Source organism: Massilia brevitalea, assembly GCF_030711405.1.
In the GTDB taxonomy this organism is placed as follows: domain Bacteria; phylum Pseudomonadota; class Gammaproteobacteria; order Burkholderiales; family Burkholderiaceae_D; genus Telluria; species Telluria brevitalea.
Map to the genome: position 1 here is coordinate 16,992 of NZ_JAULSI010000046.1, position 20,229 is coordinate 37,220.

General features: G+C 65.1%; 9 protein-coding genes. 3 read left to right on the forward strand and 6 right to left on the reverse strand.

The genetic code is table 11. The features are described from left to right. Positions 1–16 precede the first annotated feature (16 nt). From QWL29_RS22500 to glnE, 6 genes are all read right to left on the reverse strand, one after another. The gene (locus QWL29_RS22500) at positions 17–2,740 is read right to left on the reverse strand and encodes a TonB-dependent receptor (RefSeq protein WP_305825089.1); all 2,724 of its coding nucleotides are present in this window, start codon (positions 2,738–2,740) and stop codon (positions 17–19) included. 309 nt (positions 2,741–3,049) lie between these two features. Continuing rightward, complete coding sequence (map, locus tag QWL29_RS22505) at positions 3,050–3,814, reverse strand: type I methionyl aminopeptidase (protein WP_305825090.1); 765 nt, start codon at positions 3,812–3,814, stop codon at positions 3,050–3,052. Between the two features lie 149 nt (positions 3,815–3,963). After that, positions 3,964–6,819 (reverse strand): TonB-dependent receptor domain-containing protein, encoded by a 2,856-nt coding sequence (locus QWL29_RS22510; RefSeq protein ID WP_305825091.1) that lies wholly within the window; start codon positions 6,817–6,819, stop codon positions 3,964–3,966. A 642-nt stretch (positions 6,820–7,461) separates the two neighbouring features. Beyond that, positions 7,462–8,886, reverse strand: a complete 1,425-nt coding sequence (locus QWL29_RS22515; RefSeq protein WP_305825092.1) for a TonB-dependent receptor domain-containing protein — start codon at positions 8,884–8,886, stop codon at positions 7,462–7,464. Beyond that, entirely contained in the window at positions 8,822–10,471 is a 1,650-nt protein-coding gene (locus QWL29_RS22520) for a TonB-dependent receptor plug domain-containing protein (protein ID WP_305825093.1), read from the reverse strand. The genes QWL29_RS22515 and QWL29_RS22520 overlap by 65 nt, the downstream gene beginning before the upstream one ends. Before the next feature lie 259 nt (positions 10,472–10,730). After that, a complete protein-coding gene (gene glnE, locus QWL29_RS22525; protein WP_305825094.1) occupies positions 10,731–13,445 on the reverse strand; it encodes a bifunctional [glutamate--ammonia ligase]-adenylyl-L-tyrosine phosphorylase/[glutamate--ammonia-ligase] adenylyltransferase in 2,715 nt (904 codons plus the stop codon). Positions 13,446–13,627: 182 nt separating this feature from the next. Between glnE and QWL29_RS22530 the strand changes: the two genes are divergently transcribed. From QWL29_RS22530 to tldD, 3 genes are all read left to right on the forward strand, one after another. Then, positions 13,628–17,794, forward strand: coding sequence for a YhdP family protein (locus QWL29_RS22530; RefSeq protein ID WP_305825095.1), 4,167 nt, complete (start codon positions 13,628–13,630; stop codon positions 17,792–17,794). Between the two features lies 1 nt (position 17,795). Further along, on the forward strand, positions 17,796–18,593 hold the full coding sequence (locus QWL29_RS22535; protein WP_305825096.1) for a carbon-nitrogen hydrolase family protein: 798 nt from the start codon (positions 17,796–17,798) through the stop codon (positions 18,591–18,593). 93 nt (positions 18,594–18,686) lie between these two features. After that, the gene (gene tldD, locus QWL29_RS22540; RefSeq protein WP_305825097.1) at positions 18,687–20,147 is read left to right on the forward strand and encodes a metalloprotease TldD; all 1,461 of its coding nucleotides are present in this window, start codon (positions 18,687–18,689) and stop codon (positions 20,145–20,147) included. Positions 20,148–20,229 lie beyond the last annotated feature (82 nt).

Sequence of the window (20,229 nt, forward strand, 5' to 3'; positions counted from 1 at the left end):
GTTGCCTGTACCTCGCTTAGAAGTTGTAGGTGCCGCGCACGTAGAAGGTGCGGCCCACGGCGTCGGTATAGCGCGGATCGTAGCCGGCCTGGAAGGTCTGCTGCTGGAAGCTCAGCGGCGGTTCGCGGTCGGCCAGGTTGCGCACGCCCAGGGTCAGGCCAAAGCCCTGCTTCTGGGTCCAGGACACATAGGTGTCCAGGGTCGTGTACGACGGCACGCGGTTTTCCGGATCTTCATCCACGTAGCCCGTCTTGTAGCGGGCCGAGAGGCCGGCGCCGAATTCGCCCAGGTTCCAGTTCAGCTGGGCCGAGTTCTGCCAGCGGAACACCGGACCCACGCCCGAGAACACGCCGACGTTCTCGATCCATTCGCCGCCTTCCGAGTTCTGGTAGTCGTACTTGTGGACCCAGGTGGTGTTCATCGCGAAGTTGAAGTTGCCGTAGCCGGCGGTGCGCATGCGGTAGGCCGCGCTGAGGTCGATGCCGTCGGTCTTCAGGCCGCCCAGGTTCTGGGTACGCAGGTCGACGTAGCCGCAGGTGGCCGGGTTCGGGCACTGCGAGCCGTCGGTCGACAGGTTGCCGGCGCCGTTGCGGTGGTACAGGGCCGCGTACTTGGCCGGGTCGTCGAAGACTTCGTTCTCGTTCAGCGAGCCGATCTGTTTTTCCAGTTCGATGCGGTAGAAGTCGAGGCCCAGGGTCAGGTTGTTGATCGGCTCGAACACCACACCCAGGGTCAGGTTCTTCGATTCTTCCGGATCGAGGTTTTGGTTGCCGCCGAACAGGGCCTGGAACTGCTGGGCGCAGCTGGTGGCGCGCGTCTTGCCAGGAATGACGACGCCGCCCGGGCAGTTGATCGGATCGTCATGCTGCGAGGTGTTGGTGTAGGTCTGGGCAGCGTTGATCTCGTACAGCGACGGGGCGCGGAAGCCGGTCGAGTAGGAGCCGCGTACCAGCACCGTCTGCGAGGGCTGGAAGCGGAAGCCGAACTTCGGATTCGTGGTGTTGCCGAAGTCGCTGTACTTGTCGTAGCGCACGGCGGCGGTCACGTCCAGGGTGCTCAGGATCGGCACGTTCAGTTCGGCGAACAGGGCGTACACCGAGCGCGAACCCTGGTTCAGCAGGTTCGGGTCGATGCCGGTGCTGGCCACGACTTTTTCCGCATACTCGGTATTCGCGCGGTTCAGGAACTTCTCGCGGCTGGCCTGGCCGCCAATTGCCAGTGCCGCGTTCTTGCCGGCGCCGACCCAGTCGCCGAACTCGCGGCTGGCGCTGAAGTCCAGGGTCTTGGTGGTGCCTTTCGCGGTCTGGATGGTGCCGTTCAGGGCCGCGCTTTCGATCAGCGTCATGCCTTCCGCGGTCTGCTCGCCGAAGGGATTGATGATGCCGTTCAGCACGCCTTGCGAGATGATGCCGCCGTCGCTGTAGCCCACCAGGTTTTCGGTAACCTTGTTCTGGTTGTAGCTCAGAGCCGCCGTGTAGTCCCAGCCGGCCATGGCGCCCGACAGTGAGGCGACGAAGCGGTGCTGGCGGTTGGTGTTCTGGTCGCCGCGCGAGCCGTTCGGCAGGTCGCGCCACTTGACGTTCAGGTAACCGGGCTGGACGCCGGCGGGCAGGCCGGTGGTGGCGAACAGCGGGTCGACGAAGGTGGGGTCGATCGCGAAGCCGGCCGGCACGGCGCCCGGGTTACCCGGGAAGAAAGGATTCAGGCTGCCGTTCGGGCGCAGGCGGTTCATGAACAGGCCGCCGTAGGGCACCGGCGCGATCAGGCTGGCCACCTTGCTGCGGCTGACCAGGTATTCCAGGCCCAGCTCGTGGTTCTGCGGCAGCTTTAGGGTGCCCTTGAACAGGCCGCTGGCGCGCTCGCTCTTCGGAATGTAGTCGACGAAGCTCGAGGTCGTCATGTAGCAGTCGGTGCCGGTATCGCCCGGGATCAGGTTCGGCGCCGAGGTGCAGTCCGGCGCGGCCGGGTTGAAGCTGTCGCCGTCCTGGAAGTAGTTGGCAGGGCTGGTGGTCGGCGACAGGCCGCCCGGGTAGCGCGTGTTGAACGGACGCTGCAGGCCGTTGATGTTGTTCTGCTTCTGGAAGTCGCCGATCGCGAAGAAGTTGAAGCCATCAGTGTCGAGGTCGCCGTAGCCGAAGCCGACGTTGGCGTTCTTGGCGATGCCGCCGTCGTGTTCCGGCTTGTCGTAACCCACGGTCACGGTGCCGCCGGTGAAGTCCTTGCGGGTGATGAAGTTGATCACGCCGCCGACCGCGTCGGAGCCGTACAGCGAGGAAGCGCCGTCGCGCAGCACTTCGACGCGCTCGAGCGCGGCGAACGGGATCATGTTCAGGTCGGGCGCCGAGCTGTCGAAGGCGTTGTTCGCCAGGCGGCGGCCGTTCAGCAGGACCAGAGTCTTGTTGGCGCCGATGCCGCGCATGTCGGCGAACGAAGCGCCGCCGGTGCTCAGGCCGACCACCTGGCTGGTGCCCTGCGAGGCCTGGACCGGGGCCAGGTTCGACATCACCTGCTCGACGGTGTTGATGCCTTGCTTCCTGAGGTCTTCCATCCGTACCACGGTGACTGGCACCACGGTTTCGGCGTCGATGCGCTTGATGGCCGAGCCGGTGACGATCACGCGCTGCATCGGCTGCTCGGTGGTCTCTTGGGCATGGGCGGGAACGGACAGCAGGGTGGCGCCCAGGGCGCCGGCGGAGCAAATCAGACGAACGGACTGCGATAACGCTCTTTCTTTGATCATGAACAAACTCCCGTATCGATTTCGTGGTTACTCGCGTCGTGCATCAACGCAAGACCTCCTCAATAAAACACAGGGAATGTAAATACGTCAATTTTGTATTGACGTACATACACAAAATCGCCCAGTTATATATCTTAAAAACAACACATGTTCAAAAATAAGCCATTTGTCACCTGCGACCTATTTGGAAATACAACAGTATTCATGCGGTGTCTTTCAGTCGGTCCCATTCACAACAAACGACGACAGCGCCATGAAAAAAACCGGCGTTTGCGCCGGTTTTCGTTTTGTGTGTGCCAACCAGACGGTTCAGCCCTTCGGCCAGGGCGTCAGGATCTCGAAACCGTTCGCGGTGACGGCGATCATGTGTTCCCACTGGGCCGAGAGCGAGCCGTCGGCTGTGACCACGGTCCAGCCGTCGTCGAGCTGGTCGACTTCCTCGCCGCCGATGTTGATCATCGGCTCGACCGTGAAGGTCATGCCTTCCTTCAGCAGCAGGCCGGTGTTCGGGCGGCCGTAGTGCAGCACCTGCGGGTCTTCGTGGTAGACGCGGCCGATGCCATGGCCGCAATAGTCGCGCACCACCGAATAGCCGGCGGCTTCGGCCATTTTCTGGATCGCGTGGCCGACGTCGCCCAGGCGCGAACCCGGACGCACGGTGCGGATGCCCGCCATCATGCACTCGAAGGTGGTGTCGACCAGGCGCTTCGCCTCAGGACTCGGGGTGCCGGCATAGTACATGCGGCTGGTATCGCCGTGCCAGCCGTCCTTGATCACGGTGACGTCGATATTGACGATGTCGCCGTCCTGCAGGATGTCCTTTTCGCTCGGGATGCCGTGGCAGACCACGCCGTTGACCGAGGTGCACAGGGTCTTCGGGAAGCCGTGGTAGCCGACGTTCGCCGGCGTCGCCTTCTGCACCTTGCGGATGTAGTCGTTGCAGCGCCGGTCGAGTTCCTCGGTGGAGACGCCGGGGACGACGTATTCCTTGATCATTTCCAGCACCTCGGCCGCCATGCGCCCGGCGACGCGCATCTTCGCGATGTCCTTGTCGTTCTTGAGTTTGATTGCCATGTTTGCAGTAGGGGTAGCCGCGGACGCGCCGCGCAATCCTTCATGATACCGCAGTGCATAAAAAAAATGCCCGCCAGGCTAACTGGCGGGCATCGATGACGTCTTCAACGCATCGGTTCTTCAGGAGAGGTCCTTGCGGACCTCAGCCATTAGAACGACTGGTTGTAGCGGACGTAGAAGAAGCGGTCGATCGGGAAGTCGGCATCGACGTACGACGACGAGGCTGCACCCGACACGGTCATGCGTGGCTTCTTGTCGAACAGGTTGTTGATACCAACCAGGACCTGGCCATTCCAGGCGGTCTTGTAGCCGACGCTGACGTCGTTATACGTGACACTGCCCAGTTTGTTGTAGTTCTTGCCCCAGCTTGCTTCGCCGCCGACGTTCGAGCATTCGCCAGGAATGGTCGTGCTGTAGCAACGGTCTTTCACGCCGCTGTAGTAGCGGGCGGTCCAGGTCGCATTCCAGTTGCCCAGGCTCCAGTCCAGCGACAGGTTCGACTTGACGCGGTTGTAGAAGTACTGGCCGGCGTAGTCGGTCCACTCTTCGCCAGCGGCTTCCTGGTCGCGGATCTTGTCGACGTAGCTGGTTTCCGAACGCACGCCGAACTGGCCGTAGGCGGTACGTTTCAGGCGGTAGGACAGCGACAGGTCGAGACCTTCGGTTTCCAGGATACCCTTGTTGGCGTTGCCGCGGTTCAGGGAGATGATCTGGCCGGTGATCGGGTCACGCTTCAGCGCATCGCAATAACCCTGGATGCCCTGCACGTAGCAGTACTCGGCAACGTCGGTCGCGCCAATGGCGGTGATGATGTTGCTGACCTTGATGTTGAACCAGTCGAGCGATGCCGAGAAGCCTGGCAGGAACGACGGGTTGTACACGAAGCCGACGGTCTTGGTCTTGGCCGTTTCCGGGGTCAGCGTGGCATTGCCGGCGCTGGCCATGAACGGGTACGGGCTCTGGCCGCCGCCGCCGCTGGCGATCGGGGTCGAGGTCTGGTCGAGCTGGCGGAAGTTCGCGCCTGCGCCAGCTGCCGTGCAACGTGCGGCGACTGCCGGGTTGTCACGCTGGCCATACACTGCATCGCAAGGATCCAGGTATTCGTCGAAGGACTGCTGGCCGCCGCCGAAGGTGTCGCCCAGTGCCGGAGCACGGAAGCCTTCAGCCCAGGTACCGCGGACCAGCACGTCTTTCACCGGTTTCCACATGAAGCTGGCTTTGCTGTTGGTCGTGTCGCCGACGTTGCTGTAGTCCGAGTAACGCGATGCCAGGTTGACGCTCAGCAGTTCGGCGAACGGCAGGTCTTTCAGGACCGGCACGTTCAGCTCGAGGTAGGCTTCCTTGACGGTGTAGCGGCCGAAGGTCGGGTTGCCGGCCAGGTCGCTCGAGTAGCCCGATTGCTCGAACTGGCCCGGACGGTCGTAGCCGCGCACTTCGCGGTGCTCCAGGCCGCCGGCGATGCCGACGTTACCTGCTGGCAGGGCGAAGATCTCGCCGCCGATGTCGGCGGTGGCGCTGTTGACGGTGCTGCCGTAGGTTGCCTGGCCGGTCGACATGACGTAGCGCAGTGCTTCCGGGGTCGAGGCCGATGGGCCGCCGGCGATGTTGAACGGCACGCATTCGGCCAGGGCGATCGGGTTGGCGGCGGTGCCGCACTGGACGACGCCCGAGCCGTTCATGAACGATGGGCCCAGGGCCTTCTTCAGGTTCAGCAGGTTGACGTTGCCGGTGCCCAGGGTCGAACCCTTGACCGAGCTGTGGTTGTAGCCAACGCTCCAGTTCCACGGCATGGCGCGCAGTTCGAAGTCGCCCGACAGGCTGGCGTCGACGTGGAAGGTATCGTTGCGGTTTTCGGTCAGGCGCGGCACTTCGACGGTGCGGCGCTGGAAGTACAGGTCCTGGGCGGCGGCGGCGCCGACGACCGAGCTGCCGACCGGGTTGTAGTAGCTGTCCTTGTCGATGTAGACCGGGTACGACGATTGGGTACCGGTTTGCAGTGGGTAGCCGGCGACCTGGGCGCTCGACTTACGCTGCGAGAACATCGCGGTGGTTTGGAACTGCACGCCGTACGGCAGTTCGACGGTGCCCTTGGTGAACAGGGTGTCGAGCTTGGTCGGCATCTGGAACATCATCTGCGACGCGCTGTTGAACTTGTCGTTGACGATGCTGTTGTCGAATGGGTGGTAGTTGGCCAGGTTGCGCGAATCGGCGCCCACGCCGTCGCCCTCAGGGCCACCGGTGTGGTTCAGCACGACGTCGATGCTGCCGTCTTCGTTCCAGATGTTGGCCCATGGGCCGCCGCCCAGGCCTACGGTCGGGTATTTGTTGGTGCGCGGGTAAGCGGTGATCGGGCGGTCCTTGGCCCAGACCACGCCTTGCTCGGTGTGCGACAGACCGAACATCAGCGAAACCTTGTCGCTGTTGGCGCCGGCGGTCAGCGAGAAGTCCTTGCTGCGGCCGTCGCCTTCCTGGTTGCGGCCGATGTAAACACTGGCCTGGCCGCCTTCGAGGCGTTTTTTCAGAATGATGTTGACCACGCCGGCGATCGCGTCCGAGCCGTAGATCGACGAGGCGCCGTCTTTCAGCACTTCGATGCGGTCGATCATGGCCGATGGAACGGTCGACATGTCGGTGAAGCCGTCGACGGTCTGCGACCAGCGCTTGCCATCGACCAGCACCAGCAGGCGTTGCGAGCCCAGGTTGCGCAGGTTGATGTACTGACCGCCGTTTTCACGGTTCGAGGTCAGCGAGCCGCCCTTGCTGAAGTCCGGCGAACCGGCCGACGACAGTTGATTCAGGATGTCGCCGACGGTCACGAGACCGGTCTTCTGAATCTGTTCCTGGGTCATCACCTGGACCGGCTGTGCCGTTTCCAGATCGACCTGGCGAATACGCGAACCCGTGACTTCGACGCGCTGCAGTGGCTGGGACGCTTCTTGGGCGAACGCAGCATGCATGCCGAGGGTCATGCCGCCCAGGCAGATCGCACGGACCGACCGGGACAAGATTTTTTCCATCATTTTGCAAAACTCCTAGGGTGAAAACGCAGCGCAGCCTTTGGCGGCGCCGCGACGGAAAGTGTCGCTCTGCGACCAACTGAAAGATGTCAACGAAGTCAAATTTGACGCTTGACAATCTTCCAACCCGTCAATGGAATCATCCACGAGATGTTCTTGTCAACAACTAGAAATTTAAATTTGTTAATGTTGTAAAGAGGCGTATTTACGATGGTGTTTTTTACAAGTGCATACTTGACGTACGGGAAATAATGATTCTTGGCGAAGCAATGAAGCCTATACACCACAGGATTTGGCCAAACAAAATTTTTTGTGCAGTGCAAAAACCGCGTTAAATCGCCGCAGGATTGCAAATTATTTTTCCCGCAATGTCAGCATATGCATGCTAAAAACTGCACCATTCAAGGGAAAACTGCCCCTGCATTGTAACCGAAAGTCACAAGGTACGAATGCGGGGATATGCGCGGACGGGCTTGTCCAGAAAGGCGATTGCCCGAAATGTGACAAGACGGTTACAAATTCGGATGAGGCGGCGATTCGCCTGTGCCGTTCGACATGCACCGCGGTAGTGCGCGATGCAGTGCAAAAAAAATGCCCGCCGAAGCGGGCATTCGTTTCAGGCAACTGGAATCAGAAAGCCTGGTTGTAACGCACGTAGATGAAGCGGTCGACCGGCATGTCCGGGTTCACCGCCGAACCCGACGAGTTGCCGCCGAAGTTGGATGCGGTGTTGTAGATGATCTGCGGCTTCTTGTCGAAGATGTTGTTGGCACCGATCATCAGCTTGCCTTTCCATGGCAGGGCGTAGCCGACCGACACGTCGTTATAGGTCAGCGAACCGGCCTTGTTGTAGCCGGTACCCCAGCTCACGCTCGCCTGTGGATTGCTGCACTCGGCGACCAGGGCCGCGGTGTTCGACCAGCAACGCGTCTTGGTGCCGCTGTAGTAACGCGCGGTCCAGGTAGCGCTCCAGTTACCCATGCTCCAGTCCAGCGAGACGTTCGACTTCACGCGGTTGTAGTAGTACTCGCCGGCGTAGTTGGTCCACTCTTCCGCGCTGCGGGTGCGGAAGGTGTCGACGTAGGTCGTGTCCGAACGCACGCCGAACTGGCCATAGGCGGTGCGCGGCAGGCGGTAGCCCAGGTTCAGGTCGATACCCTCGGTCTCCATCTGGCCCAGGTTGGCATTGCCGCGGGACAGGTTGACGATCTGGCCGGTGACCGGGTCACGCTTGATCGCGTCGCAGAAGCCGGTTTCGCCGTACACGTAGCAGCGTTCGACGACGTAGCCGGCGCTGACGCCGGTGATGCGGTTGTCGATCTTGATGTTGAACCAGTCCAGGCCCACGTTCAGGCCGGGCAGGAAGGACGGGTTGTAGACCAGGCCGATGGTGCGGGTCTTGGCCGTTTCCGGGGTTAGGTTGGCATTGCCGGCGCCGGTGTTGAACGGGGTCGGGGTCTGGCCGCCGCCGCTGCTGACAAAGGCGCCGGTCTGGTTAACCTGGCGGAAGTTCGCCGGTACGCCGCCCGCGATGCAGTTCGCGCGGGTGGTCGGGTTGATCGAGGCGTCGCCGTTGACCATGTCGCAGGCGTCCAGGTAGTTGTCGTAGGACTGCGAACCGCCGCCGAAGGTGTCGCCCACGGTCGGGGCGCGGAAGCCCTCGGCGTAGGTGCCGCGGAGCAGGACGTCCTTGATCGGCTTCCACATGAAGCTGGCCTTGCTGTTGGTGGTGTTGCCGAAGTTGCTGTAGTCCGAGTAACGCGAGGCCAGGTTGAAGCTCAGCAGTTCGGCGAACGGCATGCTCTTCAGGACCGGGATCTGCAGCTCGGCGTAGAATTCCTTGACGGTGTAGCGGCCGGTGGTGGCGTTGCCCGCCAGGTCGGTCGAGTAGCCGGACTGCTCGAACTGGCCCGGACGGTCGTAGCCGCGCACTTCGCGGTGCTCGAGGCCGGCAGCCATGCCGACCGCACCGGCCGGCAGCGAGAACAGTTCACCGGTAATGTCGGCGGTAGCGCTGTTGACAGTGCTGCCGTAGGTCGCCTGGCCGGTCGACATGACGTAGGCCAGNGAGGCCGGCAGCCATGCCGACCGCACCGGCCGGCAGCGAGAACAGTTCACCGGTAATGTCGGCGGTAGCGCTGTTGACAGTGCTGCCGTAGGTCGCCTGGCCGGTCGACATGACGTAGGCCAGTGCCGCCGGCGTCGACGCGCTCGGGCCGCCCAGGATGTCGAACGGCACGCATTCCGCCAGCGGGATCGGGCTGGCGGCGGTGCCGCACTGTACGCCGGAAGTACCCATGAACGACGGGCCGAGGGCGCGCTTCAGGTTCAGCAGGTTCAGGTTGCCGGTGGACAAGACGCTGCCGCTGACCTTGTTATGGCTGTAGCCGACATTCCAGTTCCACGCCAGGCCGCGCAGCGAGAACTCGCCTTCCAGCGCGGCATCGATGTGCAGGGTCTGGTTTTCGTTCTCGGTCACGCGCGGCACTTCGATGGTGCGGCGGTAGAAGAACAGGTCCTGGCCGGCGCCGGCGGCCACGTTCGGTGCGCCGTTGCCGTAGGGGTTGTAGTAGCTGTTCTTGTCGATGTACACCGGGTACTTGCTCTGCACCAGGGAGTTGACCGGGTAGCCTGCGTTCTGGCGCGAGGAATCGCGCTTCGCGAACATGGCCGTGCTGCTGAAGCGCATGTTGTACGGCAGCTCCAGCGAACCCTTCGTGAACATCGAGGTCAGGGTGTTCGGCGACTGGAACATCATCTGCGCCGTCGTGTTGAACAGGTCGGCCTCGGCATTGGTGAAGGCGTGGTAGTTGTTGCGGTCGCGCGAGCTCTGGCCGACGCCGGTGCCGTCGAAGCCGCCGGTGTGGTTCAGGTGCTGGTTGAAACCGGTCGCGGCGCCGGTGGCGCTGACCTGGCGGATACGGCCCCAGCCGCCACCGCCCAGGTTGGCGCTGTAGTGCGCAGGGCCGTAGCTGAATTCGGTTTCCGGACGGTCCTTGGCCCAGACCACGCCCGCTTCGGTGTGGGTCAGGCCGAACATCAGCGAGGCCTTGTCGCTGCCGGTGCCGAAGCTCAGCGAGTAGTCGCGGTTCTTGCCGTCGCCTTTTTCGTTCTGGCCGACGTACACGCTGGCCTGGCCGCCTTCCATCGAGGTTTTCAGGATGAAGTTGACCACGCCGGCGATCGCGTCGGAGCCGTAGATCGACGAGGCGCCGTCCTTCAGGATCTCGATGCGTTCGATCATCGAGGCCGGGATGGTCGAGGTGTCGGTGTAGCCGGCCACGGTGGTGGTCCAGCGCTTGCCGTTGACCAGCACCAGCAGGCGTTGCGAACCAAGATTGCGCAGGTTGATGAATTGGCCGCCCTGTTCGCGGTTCGAGGTCAGGGTCGAGCCCTTGCTGAACGCCGGGGTTCCGGCGACGGCCATCGAATTCAGGATGTCACCCACGGTGACCAGACCGGTTTTCTGAATCTGTTCCTGGGTCATGACCTGGACCGGCTGTGCGGTTTCCAGGTCGACCTGGCGAATGCGCGAGCCGGTGACTTCGACGCGCTGCATGGCTTCTTGTGCCTGCGCGAACGAGATCATGGATTGAAGGGCGACGGCGACGGCCAGCGCGATCTTGGTACGTTGTTGCATGTGCTCTCCGGATTTTTTGCCGCTTGTGGCGGCTGTTGTCTAATGATCCAACGTGTTGCGTAAAGTAAATACGCTTCTGTATGAAAACATTGATGATTGATCAATGTCAATACATATAAACAAACACGTTGTTGTTTAAAGACAACCCATTTCCTTCGCACAAATCCGGCGCTTTGTGCATGGAAAATGTTGCCGCAATGCACAAAAAAGCACGGTGAAGCACATAAAAAGTGCGTGCGTCGTACTCGACGCGCGGTGCTCATTCCAGGCAGTTTTTCCAGAGTTCGGTCACGCGCGCGGCGTGCGCAGCGACCAGGGCTGCATCGACCCGCGCTTCCTGGCCTTGCAGGCGGCGCTGGTGCTGCAGCTTGCGCATGACGCGGTAGGCGTCGGCCGCCGCCGACGCCAGCATACGGTCGATCAGGCCGAGTTCGCTGAAGCGGTGCAGCAGGGCGATGTTGCCGACATTGGCCGTCAATTGCGGATACAGATGGGCATGGCGCAGCACCAGGTACTGGACGATGAACTCGAGGTCGATCATGCCGCCCGCATCCTGCTTCAGGTCGAACAGCACGCCGTGCCCCGGGGCGGCATCGTGCATGCGCTGGCGCATCTTGACGACATCGGCCTTCAGTTCCGCGGCCTGCGCCTCCCTGTTGCGGCGCAATACTTCTTCGCGGATCGCCTCGAAACGCGCCCCGATGGCGGCGTCGCCGGCGCAAAAACGCGCGCGTGTCAGGGCCTGGTGTTCCCAGACCCAGGCCGACTGGCGCTGGTAGCGCTCGAAGGCCGCCACCGAACTGACCAGCATGCCGCTGGCGCCGTCAGGGCGCAGGGCGGTGTCGATGTCGAACAGGATGCCGGCCGGGGTATGCGCCGTCATCCAGGTGATGAAGCGCTGGGCCAGCCGGGCATAGTTCGAGGGCGCCATGTCGTCCTCGTCGTCGAACAGGAAGATCACGTCGAGGTCGGACACATAGCCCAGTTCCTTGCCGCCCAGCTTGCCGTAGGCGATGACGGCAAAGCGCGGTTCCTCGACGTGGCGCGAGGCCACCGTCTTCCAGGCCCAGCGCACGGTGGCCGCCACCACCACGTCGGCCAGCGCCGACAAATGGTCGGCCAGGCGCTCGACCGAGAGTTCGCCGGCCAGGTCCAGGGCCAGCAGGCGGAACTGCTGGGCATGATGGGTTTCGCGCAGGATGTCGAGCTGGCGCTCGGTATCGACTTCGGCTTCCTGCAGGCGGGCGTCGAGGCTGGCCGCCACCTGGGCCGGGTCGTCGATGCCGCCGCGGTCGTCGAGCAGTTCGTCGAGCAGGATCGGGTGCTGGGTCAGGAAGGTGGCGGCCCAGCCGCTGGCGTGCATCATGCGGATCACGCGCTCGAGCGTGTGCGGGTATTCGCTCAGCAGCGACAGGTAGGCCGAGCGGCGCGCCACCGCTTCCAGGAAGTCGAGCAGGCGCCCCAGGGTCGCGCCATGGCTGCCGACCCCGCTTTCCTTGACGGTCGCCGCGACCTGGGGCAGGGCCAGGTTCACCAGCGACAGCAGGCGTGCGCGGCTGGCGTCGGGCAGGCTCTGCAGGCGCGGCGCCTGCCAGGTGGCCACCAGGCGCCGTGCGCCATCCGCCGGGTCGCCGAAGCCGAGCGCCGCCAGGTGCGCCTCGATGGCGACCACCTGCTCGGGATCGGCAGCGATCGCTTCCAGTTCAGCGCGCTCCTCGTCGGGCGCGGCGCTCTTGTCGGCGAACATGTCGTCGAATTCGGCTGCCACGAAGGCGCGCTGTTCTTCCAGGCGCGCGAGCAGGGTGGGCACGTCGGGCAGGCCCATCATGTGCGCCACGAGCTCGCGCTCAGGATCGAGCGGGGGCAGGGTGTGGGTCTGGGCGTCGTCCAGGTATTGCAGGCGGTGCTCCAGGTTGCGCAGGAAGGTATAGGCTTCCAGCAGCCGTTCGACGGTGGCGGGCGGCATCAGTTCGCGCTCGGCCAGCAGGCGCAGGGTCTGGCGCGTCGAGCGTTCGCGCAGGGCCGGGTCGCGCCCGCCGCGGATGAGTTGGAAGACCTGGGCCAAAAATTCGATCTCGCGGATGCCGCCGCGCCCGAGCTTGACGTTGTTGCTGCGGTCCGGGTGCAGGCGTTCCTGGCGTTTGACTTCGGCGCGAATCTGGGCGTGCATGTTGCGGATCGCATCGATCACGCCGAAGTCGAGGTAGCGCCGGAACACGAAGGGCCGCACGATGGCGTCCAGCGCCTCGATGTCTTCCTCGACGCCGGTGACGGCGCGCGCCTTGACCCAGGCATAGCGTTCCCATTCGCGGCCCTGCACGATCAAATATTCTTCGACCATGTTCAGGCTGGCCGCCAGCGGTCCGGACTTGCCGTTCGGGCGCAGCGCCATGTCGACCCGGAAGGTGAACCCGTCCTCGATCACTTCCGACAGGGCGCCGATCAGCTTGCGCCCCAGGCGCACGAAGAATTCGTGGTTCGACAGCGCGCGCTGGCCGGGGCCGGCCGCGGTTTCGCCGTCTTCCGGATACACGAAGATCAGGTCGATGTCCGAGGAGACGTTCAGTTCGCCGCCGCCTTGCTTGCCCATCGCCAATACCATCATTTCCTGGGGCCGCCCGGAGTCGGCGCCGATCGGCATGCCGTGGGCCGCCACCTGCTCGGCCATCAGGTCGTGCAGATGGGTGCGGATCGCGAAGTCGGCCAGGCCGGTCATGGCGGTGACCACTTCGTCGAGGTCGGCCAGACCTTCCAGGTCGCGCCGGATCAAGCCTGCCAGCAAGAGATTGCGCAGGCGGCGCATGGCGCGCGGCAAGGGAATGCCGGCGGCCAGCTCAGTGTCCAATAACGCGCCGAAATCCGGCCGGGCCAGCGATAATTGGGCCAGCCTGGCGACGCGTTCGGGGCGGTCGGGCGCGGCGTCGATCCAGCGTTGGTACCAGCGCGAGGCGCAGGCGGCGGAAATGAGTGTCATCGGGCAGTCCTGCACATGAGTAAAAGCGTTCCGGGAAGCGTGCTTGCGGTAGAATTGGCCCCCCGTGCTGCCAGGGTCAGCAGGAGGGGGCGTGCACGCCCGATGGTAAGGTAGACGCCGCGCACCTAGCAAGCGCTCTGATATTTGAAGAAACAACCTACGGCGAGCCTTTGAGCACTTTGATGCACAACCCGGAACCGCAGGCGCCCGAGGCGTCTCAGGACCATCCGCCGCTGGCCGAGCGCTGGCGGCGGCTGCGTGCCGCCTACCGGTATGCCAACCTGGCTTCGCATCATGTGCTCGGGTTCACCATCAAGCTGGTGCTGGCGGTGTACTTCGGGCTGGCCCTGCTGTTCCTGGCGCTGCGCTACGCGATCCTGCCCAATATAGACATGTACAAGGGCGACATCGAGCGCCTGGCCAGCCGCGCGCTCGGCAACCAGGTCGCCATCGCCCGCATCTATGCCTCCTGGAGCGGCCTGCATCCCTCGCTGTTCCTGGGCGACGTCACCCTGAAGGACGGCGCCGGGCGCCAGGTGCTGGCGCTGCCGTCGGTCTCGGCCACCTTTTCCTGGTGGAGCGTATTTGCCGCCGAACCCCGTTTCGAGACCCTGGAACTGATCCGCCCGCGGCTGGACGTGCGGCGCGCCGGCGACGGCGTGTTCTACGTGGCCGGGGTGCGCATCGACCCCAGGGACGACAAGGGCGGCGCCGGCGGCGACTGGGTGTTTCGCCAGCGCGAGATCGTGATCCGCGAAGGGCAGGTGACCTGGACCGACGGCCTGCGCGGCGCCGCGCCGCTGGCCTTGCGCGACGTCTCGCTGGTGCTGCAGAACCGCTGGCGCACCCACCGCGTGGCCCTGAAGGCCACGCCCCCCAGCGCCCTGGCCCGGCCGCTCGACGTGCGCGCGCGCTTCACCCATCCGCGCTTCGGCGGACGCGCCTCGGACATCACGCGCTGGAAAGGCGAGCTGTATGCCGACCTGCGCGAAGCCGACCTGGCGGCCTGGAAACAATACATCGACTACCCCTTCCAGCTGAGCCAGGGCAAGGGCTCGCTGCGCGCCTGGATGAATCTGGACCGGGCGCGCCTGGCCGGCTTCACCGCCGACCTGGCCCTGGCCGGCGTGGCCGCGCGCATGGCGCCGGGACTGCCGCCGCTGCGGCTGGCGCGGGTGTCGGGCCGGCTCTCGGCGCACGAGGAACTGCTGCCCGACACCGAGGGCAAGCCGAGCTTCGGCGCCAACGGCCACAAGGTGGCCATCGAACATTTCACGGTGGCCCTGAACGACGGCCGCGTGCTGCCGCCCGCCACCGTCAGCGAAACCTTTACGCCTGCACGCGCCGGCAAGCCGCAGCGGGTCGCGGTCGAGGCCAGCCAGGTCGACCTGGCGGCCCTGGCCCAGCTGGCGGCGCAACTGCCGCTCTCGGACCTGCAGCGCCAGACGCTGGCCGACTTCGCCCCGCGCGGCCAGCTGCTCGACTTTTCCGCCTCCTGGGACGGCGCCTATCCGAAGTTGGCCGGCTACCGCGTGAAGGGCCGGGTGGCGGGCCTGGGCTTGCAGGCGCAGGCGGCGCGGCCGGCCACGGACGCCAGCGCTGCGGGCGCAGGTGCAGGGAGGCCGGCCCTGCCCGGCGTCGACAACCTGACGGGCAGCATCGACGCCACCCAGGACGGCGGCAGCATCAGCGTGGAGTCGACCAACCTGGCGCTGCGCATGCCGGCCTGGTTCCCGGAGCCGGCGATGCCGCTCGACAGCCTGGCCGTGCAGGCGCGCTGGCGCTACGAGCCGCACGAACAATTGCTGGTGGAAGTGGATAAGCTGGCCTTTGCGCAGGGCAGCCTGCGCGGCAGTTTGTCCGGGCGCCACCAGCTGCCGCTGGGGCCTGGCCACGGCCCCGGCGTGGCCGACTTCACCGGCAGTCTGGACGGCTTCCGCATCGCCGAAGTGGGGCGCTTCCTGCCGAACGCCACGCCGGAACACCTGCGCGAGTGGCTGGCCACGGCCCTGCAGGGCGGCATGCTGGAAGACGTGCGCCTGCGCCTGCGCGGCGACTTGTCGCAATTCCCTTTCCGTGCAGTGAATGCGGCCGAGCGCGCGCGCGGCGAATTCCGCGTTGCCGGGCGTCTGGCCGGCGCCGTGCTCGAATACGCGCCTGGCCACCGCACGCCGGACAACAAGCCGGCCTGGCCGCTGGCCGAGGCCATCGACGGCAGCATCGTGTTCGAGCGCGACCGCATGGAAATCCGCGGCGACACCCTGCGCAGCTTCGGCCTCGACTTGCGCAACGTGCGCGCCGTGATCCCCAACCTCGGTGCCCACGACTCGACCCTCGACATCGACGGCAGCGCCAGCGGGCCGCTGCAGGGCTTCCTCGGCTACGTGGCGGCCAGCCCGGTGCTGGGCTGGATCGGCCACTTCACCGAAGACACGCGTGGCAGCGGCAATGCCGGCCTCAGCCTCAAGTTGCAGATGCCGCTGGCCGATTTGCACCAGACCAGGGTGCAAGGCGCCCTGCAGCTGCAGAACAACGACGTCAATTTGCTCCCCGACTTGCCGCCGCTGCAGGCGGCGCTTGGCAAGGTCGAGTTCAACGAGCACGGTTTCAACCTGAACGGGGTTGGCGCCAGCTTCCTGGGCGGACCGCTGGCCTTGTCCGGCGGCAGCCAGAAGGACGGCGCGATCGCGATCCGCCTGGCCGGCACCCTGTCGGCCGACGGCATGCGCCGCAGCGCGCCGGCGCCGGCAGTGGCGCGCCTGGCCACGCGCCTGTCGGGCAGCACCCGCTACAGCGGCACGATCGGCGTGCGCGAGCATCGCCTGAACGTGGCGGTGGAATCCGAACTGGCCGGGCTCGGCCTGGAGTTCCCGGCGCCGCTGAACAAGGCGCAGGAGACGGCGCTGCCGCTGCGCTTCGTGCTGGAGGGCAAACCGACGGTCGAGGGCGTGGGCCGCGACCAATTGCGCCTGTCGCTCGGGAACACCGTCTTTGCGCGCTACCAGCGCAGCCACCAGCCGCGCGCACCCTGGATCGTGGAGCGTGGCGGCATCGGCGTGAACGTGCCGGCGCCCCAGCCCGACGAGGGCATGATGATCAACGTCGACATGAAGTCGGTGAACGTCGACGCCTGGCTGGCGGCGGCGCGCGCGATTGCGGGCGACGGCGAGGGCGAGGGCAGCACGGCCGGCAGTTCCGGACCGAACTTCTCGCAATACGTGGTGCCGACCACGATCGCCGCGCGCGCCACCGAACTCTTCGTTGCGGACCGCCGCATGGCCGACGTGGTGGTCGGCGCCACCCATCGCGGCAATGTCTGGCAAGCGAACCTGCAGTCGCGCCAGGCCTCCGGCTACCTCAGCTGGAGCGAGCAGCAGGGCGGCGTGGGCAAGGTGACGGCGCGCCTGGCCTTCCTCGATATTCCGGAATCCGCGGCGGCCGAGGTCAAGGACTTGCTCGAATCGAACACCGGCGCGGCCAGCATCCCGGCGCTCGACATCGTGGCCGAGCGCTTCGAGCTGTTCAACAAGCAGTTCGGGCGCCTGGACCTGCAGGCGAGCAACGTGCCTGCGCTGGCCGGCAAGGAATGGCGCATCGACCGCCTCAGCCTGGCCAATCCCGACGGCCAGCTGCGCGCCACCGGGCGCTGGCTGACCAAGGACGGCAAAAGCAATACCGGCATGAACTTCAACCTCGACATCCTGGATGCCGGGCGCCTGCTCGACCGCCTCGGCTTCCCGGAAACCCTGAGGCGAGGCAAGGGCAAGATCTCCGGAGACCTGTCCTGGAACGGCTTGCCGTATGCGCTGGACATTCCTTCGCTATCGGGCCAGATCGAGATGAACGTGGGCGGCGGCCAGTTCCTCAAGCAAGACCCGGGCGCGGCCAAGCTGCTCGGCGTGCTCAGCCTGCAGGCCCTGCCGCGCCTGCTGAAGCTCGACTTCCACGACGTGTTCTCGGAAGGCCTGGCGTTCGATGGCATCACGGCCAACGCCATGATCTCGAAGGGCGTGGTGCGTACCGAAAACCTCAAGATGCATGGCGTGGCCGCCACCGTGCTGATGGACGGCACGGCCGACATCGCCAACGAATCGACCAACCTGCGCGTGGTGGTGATTCCGGAATTTAACCTTGGCACCGGGCCGCTGGTGTATGGCCTGGCCGTGAATCCGGTGATCGGCCTCGGTTCTTATCTGGCGCAATTGTTCCTGCGCGCGCCGGTGATGAAGGCCCTGACTTATCAGATGCAGGTGACAGGACCATGGAAATCGCCGACGATTACCAAGATAGACAATCCGCCGGATCGCCCGCCCGGGCCGCCACGGGCGCCTACCGCAAAAAAGGAGTGACATGAACCGCGTAGCCGCAGTCCAGATGGTGTCCACGCCCGACGTGGCGCACAACCTTGCCACCGCCCGCCGCCTGGTCGGCGAAGCCGCCGCCGGCGGCGCCACGCTCGTGACCCTGCCCGAGTACTGGCCGATCATGGGCATGAGCGACGCCGATAAAGTGGCGAAAGCCGAGCGGCCGGGCGCTGGCCCGATCCAGGAATGCATGGCCGAACTGGCGCGCGAGCACGGCATCTGGCTGATCGGCGGCACGCTGCCGCTGGTGTCCGATGACGCCGGCAAGGTCATGAACACCACCCTGGTCTACGATCCGCAAGGGCAGGAAATCAGCCGCTACGACAAGATCCACCTGTTCGGCTTCACCAGGGGCAGCGAATCCTACGACGAGGCGCGCACCATCGTGCCGGGGCAGGCGGTGGGCAGCTTCGAGGCGCCGTTCGGGCGCGTCGGGCTGTCGGTCTGCTACGACTTGCGCTTCCCCGAGCTGTACCGCGCGATGGGCGAGTGCGCGCTGATCGTGGTGCCTGCCGCCTTTACCCACACCACGGGCAGTGCGCACTGGGAAGTGCTGCTGCGCGCGCGCGCCATCGAGAACCAGTGCTACGTGCTGGCCTCGGCCCAGGGCGGCACCCACCAGAACGGCCGCCGCACCTTCGGGCACAGCATGCTGGTCGACCCCTGGGGCGAAGTCAAGGCGGTGCTGCGCGAGGGCGAGGGCGTGGTCAGCGGCGAGCTCGACGCCGGTTTCCTGGCCGGCGTGCGCGAAAGCCTGCCGGCGCTGAAGCACCGCAAGCTGTAGGCGCTGGCACAGGTTTGCCCTGCGTTTTCCGCTCCGGTGCGTTTGGGGCGGATATGGCACAATGCCCCAATCCACACGAGAAACAGACGCAAAATGACCCCATTCGAACCGAATCTTTCCTCCCTGGCCGTGGCGCGCGACGTGCTGCTGACGCCTTTCGGCCTCGACGAAGCCAAGCTGCTGCGCACGCTGGGAACGATGTTCACCCACAAGGTCGACTATGCCGACCTGTATTTCCAGTTCACCAAGAGCGAGGGCTGGAGCCTGGAAGAGGGCATCGTCAAGACCGGCAGCTTCTCGATCGACCAGGGCGTGGGCGTGCGCGCCATTTCCGGCGAGAAGACCGCGTTTTCCTATTCCGACGAGATTTCCGAGTCGGCCCTGCTGGATGCGGCGGCAGCCACGCGCACCATCGCGCGTGCCGGCGCCGGCCGCATCAAGGTGGCGGGCATGACCCAGCCGACCGGCGGCCGCTCGCTCTACCTGCCGAACGACCCGCTCGCTTCGCTCGACGCCACCGCCAAGGTGAAATTGCTCGAGCGCGTAGAGAAAATGGCGCGCAAGAAGGACCCGCGCGTGGTGCAGGTGATGGCGGGCCTGGCCGGCGAATACGACGTGGTGCTGGTGGTGCGCAGCGACGGCGTGCTGGCGGCCGACATCCGTCCGCTGGTGCGTGTGTCCGTCACGGTGATCGCCGAGCAGAACGGCCGCCGCGAAACCGGTTCCTCGGGCGGCGGCGGGCGCTTCGACTACGGCTACTTCGACGACGAGGTCCTCGAACGCTATGCCGACGAAGCCGTGAAGGCGGCGCTGGTCAACCTGGAAGCGCGTCCGGCCCCGGCCGGCCCGATGACCATCGTGCTCGGACCGGGCTGGCCCGGCGTGCTGCTGCACGAAGCCGTGGGCCACGGCCTGGAAGGCGACTTCAACCGCAAGGGCTCGTCCTCGTACGCCGGCATGATCGGCCAGCGCGTGGCGGCCAAGGGCGTGACCGTGGTCGACGACGGCACCCTGAAGGACCGCCGCGGTTCGCTGAACATGGACGACGAGGGCAATGCCACCCAGTACACCACGCTGATCGAGGACGGCATCCTGAAGGGCTATATCCAGGACACCATGAACGCGCGCCTGATGAAGATGCCGATCACCGGCAACGCGCGCCGCGAATCCTTTGCCCACCTGCCGATGCCGCGCATGACCAACACCTACATGCTGGGCGGCGACAAGGACCCGGGCGAGATCCTGGCGTCGGTGAAAAACGGCCTGTACGCGGTGAACTTCGGCGGCGGCCAGGTCGACATCACCAACGGCAAGTTCGTGTTCTCGGCCAGCGAAGCCTACATGATCGAGGACGGCAAGGTCACCTACCCGGTGAAGGGCGCCACCCTGATCGGCAACGGCCCGGACGTGATGAACCGCATCTCCATGATCGGCAACGACATGCGCCTGGATTCGGGCGTGGGCGTGTGCGGCAAGGAAGGCCAGAGCGTGCCGGTGGGCGTGGGCCAGCCGACCTTGCGCATCGATGGCGTGACGGTGGGCGGGACGGCTTGATTCATCCCGGTTTTGTTTGCAAAAATGCCCGGTTAGCCCGTAATGCCGTTCAGTTAAGGTCCTTCTTCAGGACGCGGACGGT

What these genes read in the sequence shown, in the direction of transcription:
- glnE (WP_305825094.1), bottom strand. Translation starts at nt 13,445, where the DNA reads ATGACACTCATTTCCGCCGCCTGCGCCTCGCGCTGGTACCAACGCTGG.
- QWL29_RS22500 (WP_305825089.1), bottom strand. Translation starts at nt 2,740, where the DNA reads ATGATCAAAGAAAGAGCGTTATCGCAGTCCGTTCGTCTGATTTGCTCC.
- map (WP_305825090.1), bottom strand. Translation starts at nt 3,814, where the DNA reads ATGGCAATCAAACTCAAGAACGACAAGGACATCGCGAAGATGCGCGTC.
- tldD (WP_305825097.1), top strand. Translation starts at nt 18,687, where the DNA reads ATGACCCCATTCGAACCGAATCTTTCCTCCCTGGCCGTGGCGCGCGAC.
- QWL29_RS22535 (WP_305825096.1), top strand. Translation starts at nt 17,796, where the DNA reads ATGAACCGCGTAGCCGCAGTCCAGATGGTGTCCACGCCCGACGTGGCG.
- QWL29_RS22530 (WP_305825095.1), top strand. Translation starts at nt 13,628, where the DNA reads ATGCACAACCCGGAACCGCAGGCGCCCGAGGCGTCTCAGGACCATCCG.
- QWL29_RS22515 (WP_305825092.1), bottom strand. Translation starts at nt 8,886, where the DNA reads ATGTCGACCGGCCAGGCGACCTACGGCAGCACTGTCAACAGCGCTACC.